The organism is Rhodococcus rhodochrous (assembly GCF_014854695.1).
Taxonomy (GTDB): domain Bacteria; phylum Actinomycetota; class Actinomycetes; order Mycobacteriales; family Mycobacteriaceae; genus Rhodococcus.
On record NZ_CP027557.1, the window covers coordinates 3,921,695 to 3,930,315 of the forward strand.

The following is an 8,621-nucleotide window of genomic DNA, read 5'->3' on the forward strand; positions in this document are numbered from 1 at the left end:
ATCCCCTATAAGTACGGAAAGGCTCCGATCAGGTCGTCCTGCAGCCGATCGAGATCGGGTACAGGACGGTATCTGCTTTCCAGTCTCCTGATCGCAGCCGTGTCCCAGACGATTTCCGCGTCGTGCAGCACCGCTTCCGCGTCGAAGGCCGAGTAGTAGTCCTCGAACTTGTATCGGCCGCCCCCGATCCGCCCGCTGAGAGCGATCCAGCCGTTCGGGACACCGAACGAATCGGCAACGATCAGGCCGTGGAGGCTGCTCGAGAAGACGAGCTCGCATGAGGTGATGTCGGCAGCAACGTCGGCAGGTTCCCTGGACGGATCGATAAGGGTGACGCGTCCTTCGCGCGCGAGCGCCTGCACGACGGGATCTTTCTGATCGATGTAGTGGTACACGAGTCCGATGCGACCGGGAATGACTTCCGCTCGCGGATATATCCGGCCGGCCAGGAGGCCGGGGTCTCCGAGCACGACCTCACGGGTCGGGCTGATGCGCTTCAAGGTGAGCTTCCCCCGGACCGCGTAGAAGTCGAAGTCCGGGTTGTCGAAGTTCCGTCGGGTCGGCGCGGTCATGAAGCCCGAGCCCCACACCTTTAGTCCCTTCGGCGCACCTGTAGTCTGCACCATCTCCAGGATCGAACCCGCCCCGATCAACTCACTCCTCTTGGGGTGGGCCCATGTGCAGGTCTCGCCTGAGATCTCGTGGACGATTCCGGGTGTCAGTTCGTCACCGAAGTTCGGACGATCGGTGAGGAGGCCCATTCGCCGCCACCAGAATGTCCGGATACCTTCACGGCCCGGTGTGAAGCGATCTGTGAGAAGCCTGCGCAGATAGGGGATCACGAGGTGCGATCGTATCGGTAACCCGAGGAACCTGCCGGTCGGACGTGTATCACGGTGCCGGGCTGCTCGTGATCACCGGCGCCACGGATCTGTCGTCGAGCAGATCACCCCATCGAGCGAGACCGGGATCTTCGACTCTATGCCGTCGGTCACCGAGACGAACTCGAGATCCTCGCATCCGGACAGCGCTGCAATGTCGGTGGAGGGGACGAAGGCATGGGTAGCCCACTCGTCGTGCGCTGCGCGCCCCAGATCGTCCGCCGACCGAGGGATGATCAGGACTGCACCCGCAAGAGCGGCAGCAAGCACCGCGTACACCGTCGCCGCGTCGGCATTCTCACCTGCCACGAGGACACGTGCGTCGTAGGTGAGGCCCGCGTCGTGGTTGCCTCGACGCAGTACCGCAACTGCCCGCCCCTGGGTCAGTTCGCTACCCCTCAACCGCAGGGACGGATTCTCTGCACCGAGTACCGACGTACGCTCGGTGTAGGCGATGGACCGTCCCGGAAGCGCGGACACCGTTGTCAGGAGCGCCGCATCATCCATCCGTATTGCGGTCACTGCCCCCTCCAGGTTGTTCTGCGAAGTCGTGAGAACCCAGCCGGAGTGTGGTGACGCGTCTGTCTCGAGTGTTGCCCCGGTCTTGGCGACAGCCCAGACAGCGAGCACCAGTTCGAGACCGACCATCAGATCCACCGCTACGGTCGTACCTGGTCCGGCTCCGAGTGCCACCAGGTGCCTCGCCCACTGGGACGACCGACGATCCACGTCGGCATAGGATATTTCGGTTTCCCCGATCACCACCGCGGGAGCATCCGGATCGGACTCGACCGCTACCCGCAGCTCCTGTTCGATGGTCACATCAGCGTCCGCCAGCGGTACCGAGGCCGAGGTGGAGACGACATCGGTGACCGCAGCGATCTCATCGGCGGTGCGGATCTCGATGTCGCCGACGACCGATGCCGGATCCGCAGCCACGGCATCCAGGATCGTGACGAAACGACGAGCGAACCCCGCGACCGTCTCACCGTCGAACAGATCGGTGGCATATGTGAAGGCGATGGCCATTCCACCCCGCTCACCGGTGACGTCGTCGCGCGGTTCCACCGTCACCTGCAGGTCGAATTTGGCCGACAGTTCACCGGTTCCAAGCGCTTCGACCGTGAGGCCGGGCAACGCCATACGAGGAGGCTCGATGTTCTGGAAGGACAGGACCGTCTGGAAGACCGGGTGCCGGGCGGAGGATCGCGTGATGCCGAGTTCGTCCACGACGCGTTCGAAGGGAACGTCGGCGTTCGCGAACGCCTCGAGATCGCCGGTCCGTACGGAGTCGAGCAGCGCGGCAAAGCGACCTGCGGGGTCTACATCCGTGCGAAGCGCCAGGGTGTTGACGAACATGCCGACCACGTCGTCGAGGGCGCGTGCCCCGCGCCCGGCCACCGGGGTGCCGACCACAACGTCGCGGGAGTTGCTCAACCGGGCAAGGAGCACCGCGAGAGCCGTGTGGACGACCATGAACAGCGAGGCTCGGTGCTCGGACGCGAGTTCGTCGAGGCAAGTGCGGGTCTGCGCGGACACCTCGATCGTGGTCGTTGCGCTCCCGCCGCTTGCTTGGACAGGACGCGGTCGGTCGGTGGGGAGGTCGAGCTGATCCGGTACTCCGGCCAGTTGTCGCCGCCAGTAATGAAGCTGGGCTCCCGCCGGGGAATCAGGGGCATCAGCGTCGCCGAAAACTTCCTGCTGCCACAACGCGAAGTCCGCGTACTGCACTTCGAGCGGCGCCCCGAAGGGTGTGTCCCCCGCCGTTCGTGCGAGGTATGCAGTCACGAGGTCACGGGCGAGCGGCGGGAGCGAGGCGCCGTCGGCGGAGATGTGGTGCACCACGAGAACCAGAACATGGTCGTCCGGGCCCAGCGAGACGAGCCGACCGCGCACCGGCACCTCGGCGGCCACGTCGAATCCGCGGGCTGCTACATCGGTGACAGCTTCGAGTGCCTCCCGCTCGGACGCGGCTTCGACGACGGACAGTTGCTCGACGACATCGGCGCTGAGGATCCGCTGGAATGGTCCGTCCTCGTCCTGGGGGTACATCGTCCGAAGCGTCTCGTGCCGTTGGACGACGTCGCGGACGGCCGCGGCGAAGGTCTCGGTGTCGAGTTCCCCACGCAGCCGGATCGCGAGCGGGATGTTGTAGGCAGCCGAGCCGGGATCGAGCTGGTTGAGCACCCACATGCGCTGCTGTGCGAGCGAGAGCGGGATGCGATCGGGACGCGGCCGTGCGACGAGCTCCGGCACGGCCCGATCGGACCCGCCGGCGTCGACGCGCGCCGCCAGACCCGCGACGGTGGGATCCTCGAACAGTTCCCGGATGGCCAGGCTCGCTCCGGTCGCCTCGTTGATGCGCGCGACGACCCGCGTCGCGACGAGGGAGTTACCGCCGAGGTCGAAGAACGAGTCGTCGGCGCCGACGCGTTCGATGCCCAGTACCTCGCTCCAGACCTGCGCGACGATCCGTTCGGATTCGGTGGCGGGTTCGCGGAAACGATCGGCGTCGATGTCGATGCGGGGCACGGGGAGAGCGCGACGGTCGAGCTTGCCGTTCACCGTGAGCGGGAGTTCGTCGAGCACGGTCACCACATCGGGAACCATGTACCCCGTGAGGAATTCGGACGCGTGCGCGCGCACCGCGGCCGCGTCGACGGTCTCACCGGTGCGGGCGACGACGTAACCGACGAGACGTTCGCCGAGTCCGTCGTCCCGGACCATGGCGACGGCCTGTGCGACACCCGGAGCCTGCAGCAGCTGCGACTCGATCTCGCCCAGTTCGATGCGGAAGCCGCGGAGCTGGACCTGCGAGTCGCTGCGACCCGCGTATTCGAGGATGCCTTCACCGTTCCACCGCGCGATGTCGCCGGTGCGGTAGAGGCGACCTCGACCGAAGGGGTTCGCGACGAAGCGCGCGACCGTCAGGTCGGGACGTCCGAGATATCCGCGGGATAGCTGGTCGCCGGAGATGTACAGCTCGCCCGGCACGCCGGCGGGCACGGGATGCAAGCGCCGGTCGAGGACGTAGGCGTCCAGTCCGGGAAGCGAGCGTCCGATCGCGCTGGCGGCACCGGCCTTCGCGAGGGCGCGGTCGATGGGCTGGTACGACACGTGCACCGTGGTCTCGGTGATGCCGTACATGTTCACCAGTTGTGGGCCGGCGGGGTGACGATCGAACCAGCCCGCGAGCCGGGCCGGGTCGAGGGCCTCGCCGCCGAAGACGACGTAGCGCAGCGCGAGCGGTGCGGTGTCGGCCGCGAGAGTGCGATCGGCCTCGTCGAACTGGTAGAACGCCGATGGCGTCTGGTTGAGCACCGTGACGCCCTCGCGGCGCACGAGCTGCGCGAACAGCTCGGGTGACCGGGAGGTGAGGTAGTCGACGACGACGAGGCGGCCCCCGTACAGCAGCGGTCCCCACAGCTCCCACACCGAGAAGTCGAAGGCGTAGGAGTGGAACAGCGTCCACACGTCGTCCGGGCCGAAGCCGAAGCGGGGTTCGGCGTTGGCGAAGAGGGTCAGCACGTTCCGGTGCGTGACGGCGACGCCCTTGGGGCGACCGGTGGAACCGGAGGTGAAGATGACGTACGCGAGATCGTCCGGCTGGGGCGATGCGATCCGGTCGTCGTCGGTGAGCGGATCGGCCGAGACCGAGTCGTCGTTCTGTGCGGCGGCGACGTCGAGCATGTCGATTCCGCTGCCGCGCAACGCGTCCGCTCCGGACTCGTCTCCGAGCGCATCGGAGGTGAGGATCACGCGGGGCTGGGCCTGGTCGAGGATGTATCGCACACGATCCTGCGGATGTGCGGTGTCGATCGGCAGGTAGGCGCCGCCGGAGAGCACGACCGCGGTGAGGGCGACCACGAGGTCCTCGGTCCTCGGCAGGGCCACCGCGACGAGAGTTCCCGGCCCGACGCCTGCGGCGACGAGCCGGCGTGCGATCCGGTTCGCGCGGGCACCGAGCTCGGCGTACGTGAGGGTCGTCTCGCCGTGGGTCACCGCGGCATTCGCGGCGTGCACGCGGACGGCGGCGTCGAAACGTGCAGCCAGCGTGGCCGGTTCGACGATCGGGACGGACTCGCCGAGTGTGTTCCACTCGGTGAGGATGCGGTCGAGCTCGTCGTCGGTGACGAGCGGAACGTCGCCGACCGCGACGCGCGGATCGGTGGTGACCGCCTCGAGGATCCGCGAGAATCGTTCTGCGACACCGGCGACGGTCTGCGGGTCGAACAGTTCGGTGGCGTAGTTGAACTCCACCACGAGACCGGAGGGATCGCCGGCGGCGTCGACGACGTCCGCGACGGTCACCTGCAGGTCGAACTTGGCGACCTGCGCGTCGAAGTCGATACCGGAGACGGTGAGCTCGGGCAGTTCAAGCTGCGAGACCGGCATGTTCTGGAAGGTGAGCATCACCTGGAAGAGCGGGTGACGCGCCTGCGAACGTGGCGGATCGAGCACCTCGACGAGCCGCTCGAACGGCACGTCGGCATGGGTGAACGCCTCGAGGTCGGCCGTGCGCACCGAATCGAGGAAGTCGCCGAAGGACGCATCGGGTTCGACGGGTGTACGCAGCACCAGGGTGTTGACGAACATGCCCACCAGATCGTCGAGCGCGGCGTCGCCACGGCCGGCGACGGGAGTACCGATGGTGATGTCGTCGTTACCGCCGAGCCGGGCGAGAAGCACGGCGAGCGCGGCGTGGACGACCATGAATTCCGTTGCGCCGCTGCGGCGGGCGAGATCGGCGATCGCTGCGCGGACCCGCTCGTCGAGGGTGAGGCGGTGCGAGGCACCCCGATAGCTCGCGACGGCCGGCCGGGGACGATCGGACGGCAGCGTCGCCTCTTCGGGCAGATCCGCGAGGGTCCGCGTCCAGAAGTCCGTCTCGCGCGCCATGAGCGACTCGGGGTCGGACTCCTCGCCGAGGACCTCGCGCTGCCAGAGTGTGTAGTCCGCGTACTGCACCTCGAGCGGTGCCCATCCGGGTTCCCCGCCCGCGACACGCGCGGCGTAGGCCGTCACCACGTCGCGGGTCAGCGGCCCCATCGAGTAGCCGTCGGCGGAGATGTGGTGCACCACGACGACGAGCACGTGCTCGTCCGGGGCCACGGCGAACAGACGCACTCGGATCGGAACCTGTTGCGTCACATCGAAGCCGGTAGTGACCGCTTCGGCGACCCGGGCCGGGACCTCGTCGGCCCCGACGGTCTCGGGACGGACCTCGACGACCGCGTCCGCGGCGGGCAGCACCTGCTGGTAGCCGACACCGTCGATCTCGGGGTAGACGGTGCGGAGCGATTCGTGACGTTCCACCACGTCGGAGACTGCTGCCTGCAGCGCATCGACGTCCAGACGTCCCGAAAGACGAATGGCCACAGGGATATTGTTCACGGCGGAATGCGGTTCGAGCCGGTTGAGGAACCACATGCGTTGCTGCGCCAACGACAACGGCACCCGATCCGGACGCCGCCGCGCCACCAACCGCGCCGCCCCCGCACCGGCACCGGCACCGGCCGCATCGATATCGACACGGGCCGCCAACTCCTGCACCGACGACGCCTCGAACACCACCGGCACCGCCACCCGATACCCCAACCGCGCCGACAACCGCGCCACCAACCGCGTCGCCGCCAACGAATTACCACCGAGATCGACGAACGAATCATCCAACCCGACCCGCTCGACCCCCAGAACCTGCGCAACCTCCTCGGCCACGGCCACCTCGACCGCCGACCGCGGAGCCCGATACTCGGCCACCTCGAACACCGGCGCCGGCAACGCCGCCCGATCCACCTTCCCCACCGGTGTCAGCGGCACCTCGTCGAGCACCGTCACCGACGACGGCACCATATAACCGGGCAACACCTCCCCCACCGACGCCCGCACCTGCGCCGGATCGAGCACCACCCCCGCCTCGGGCACCACATACGACACCAACGCCGACTCCCCCGACGCCAACGCCGCCCCCACCGTCACCGCGAAACCGACCCCCGGCACCGACGACAACACCGCATCGATCTCCCCCAGCTCGATCCGGAACCCCCGGATCTTGACCTGGAAATCACTACGCCCCACATACTCGAACACCCCATCGCCGCCGCGACGCACCAGATCCCCCGTCCGGTACATCCGACCACCCGGCGTGAACGGATCGGCCACGAACCGCGCCGCGGTCAACCCGAACCGACCGTGATAACCCCGCGCCACCTGCGCCCCGGCCACATACAACTCACCGACCACACCCTCGGGCACCGGACGCAACCGCTCATCGAGCACGAACGCCCCCACCCCCGCGATCGCCGACCCGATCACCACCGGCGCATCGGACACCAACTCCGCCGACGAGGTCGCCAGAATCGTCGTCTCCGTCGGACCATAGGCATTGAAGAACCGCCGCCGACCCGGCACCGACCACCGCCGCACCAGATCCGGGGTGAACGACTCCCCCGCCACCACCACCACACGCAGATCGTCCAAGCCCGCAGGATCCATCGACCCCAACGCACCCGGCGTCATGAACACATGCGACACCGACTGCGACGCAATCACATCCGCCAGATCCGGACCACCACCGACCCCCGCCGGCGCCACCACCACCGTCGCCCCCGCCGAGAACCCCACCCCCAACTCGAGCAACGACACATCGAAACTCGGCGAACACACATGCAACACCCGCGACGAAGCATCGACCCCGAAATGCTCACGCTCGGCCGACACCACCCCACCGACACCGGCATGCGAGACCACCACACCCTTCGGCCGCCCCGTCGACCCCGAGGTATAGATCATCCACGCCGCATCCGACAGCTCGAGCGAACGCACCCGATCCGCATACGACACCGGACGCGACGACAACTGCCCCACCTGCGCAGCCACCGACACCTCGTCGACCGCCACCACCGGCACCGACCCCGCCGCCTCAGCCACCACCTGCGCCACCGACGCCACCGTCAACGCCAACACCGCACCCGAATCGGCCACCATGAACTGCACCCGCTCGGCCGGATAACCCGGATCCACCGGCACGAACGTCGCCCCCGACTTCGCCACCGCCCACAACACCACCACCGACTCGAGCGACCGCGGCACCGCCACCACCACCGCATCCCCCGGCCCCACCCCACGACCGATCAACCACCGCGCCCACCGCGACGACACCGCATCGAGCTCCCGATACGACAACGACCGAGAACCCTCCACCACCGCCACCGCATCACCGGCCGACTCCACCGCCGACACCAACAACTGCGGCAACAACACACCACGACGACCACGCGCGCGCTCGCCGCGGGCCGGGCGCGCAGCGCGCTCGGGGCGGGCACCACGTTCGGGGCGGGGCGTGCGTTCGGGCCTGGGTGCACGCTCGGGACGGGACGCGCGCTCGGGACGCGGTGCACGTTCGGGACGCGGTGCCCGGCTGCGGGCACCGTCGGCCTGCGTCTCGCGGGGCTGCGTCTCCGACGGGAAATCGGACGAAGAGGATGCGTTCACCGGAGAGGCCCCGTTCGAGCTGCCGTCGTGTCGTGAACGCATGAAAAAGCCCATACCCTTCGCTTTCGATCCCAATGGTCGCGTCTGCGAACCGAGCAAGCATAGTCACCCGCCGGATACGGGCGAACTTACTCGGCAGTAACCCCATGGGGTTCATCTCTCCGACCACTCCCGACGTTACCGGCGCACCCCGCCTGCACTCATCCGCCGAGGTGGCGGGGCCGCCGAAGCGACCCCACCACGTCG

The 8,621-nt window shown here is 67.9% G+C and carries 2 protein-coding genes; both read right to left on the reverse strand.

What is annotated here, in order from left to right:
• Positions 1 to 5: 5 nt before the first annotated feature.
• Positions 6 to 761, reverse strand: a complete 756-nt coding sequence (locus C6Y44_RS18225; RefSeq protein ID WP_192378505.1) for a polysaccharide pyruvyl transferase family protein — start codon at positions 759 to 761, stop codon at positions 6 to 8.
• Positions 762 to 914: 153 nt separating this feature from the next.
• The gene (locus tag C6Y44_RS18230) at positions 915 to 8,114 is read right to left on the reverse strand and encodes an amino acid adenylation domain-containing protein (protein ID WP_436839533.1); all 7,200 of its coding nucleotides are present in this window, start codon (positions 8,112 to 8,114) and stop codon (positions 915 to 917) included.
• Positions 8,115 to 8,621 lie beyond the last annotated feature (507 nt).

What these genes read in the sequence shown, in the direction of transcription:
- C6Y44_RS18225 (WP_192378505.1), bottom strand. Translation starts at nt 761, where the DNA reads ATGGGCCTCCTCACCGATCGTCCGAACTTCGGTGACGAACTGACACCC.